The following is a 669-nucleotide window of genomic DNA, read 5'->3' as shown; positions in this document are numbered from 1 at the left end:
CCTTTTCGGGACAGCTCTATGCTGATAGGGGTGAGTAGTTACCCTGACAGAATATTGGTACACGGCGACACCACAACCACATTTGCAGCAACATTGGCAGCGTATTACCAACGAATACCTGTTGGGCATATAGAAGCGGGCTTGAGGACTGGTGACAATTACTCCCCATGGCCAGAAGAGATCAATCGTAAACTGACAGGGGCTATTGCTGACTTACATTTTGCACCTACAGAAAAAGCACGGGAAAATCTGTTGGCCGAAAATATCCCTGTCCATCAAATCATCGTTACCGGAAACACCGTCATCGACGCATTACTTGACGTGACAAAAAAAATCGCCAACACCCCCGAAATTAGCCGACAACTGTCAACACAATTCTCTTTCCTGGACCCCGAGAAACGCTTGATTCTTGTAACAGGACATCGCCGTGAGAATTTTGGCCGAGGGTTTGAGGACATCTGCCTTGCGCTCAAAAAGATCAGTGTGCGCAAGGATGTACAAATCGTATATCCAGTACACCTCAACCCCAACAAGCGTGTCTTCGGCCTAGTGATAGATTTTGGGACATCCCAGTCCCCAAAATCGACTCGGCCTTTGACAACCTATTGGTGCCCCAGCCGTCCTGGTCACCAAGCACTACGCAACAACTTCGCAAGCTCGTTGCTGCTC

The 669-nt window shown here is 48.9% G+C and carries 1 protein-coding gene; it reads left to right on the top strand.

Annotated features, from left to right (window positions below):
• Nucleotides 1–18: 18 nt before the first annotated feature.
• Nucleotides 19–669: non-hydrolyzing UDP-N-acetylglucosamine 2-epimerase (gene wecB, locus ACOCD2_RS24375; RefSeq protein WP_293681876.1), on the top strand; the 651-nt coding region annotated here is incomplete at its 3' end.

This window comes from Thiolapillus sp. (assembly GCF_048562965.1).
GTDB lineage: Bacteria > Pseudomonadota > Gammaproteobacteria > Chromatiales > Chromatiaceae > Thiolapillus > Thiolapillus brandeum_A.
This window is presented reverse-complemented; position numbering and strand designations above follow the sequence as displayed.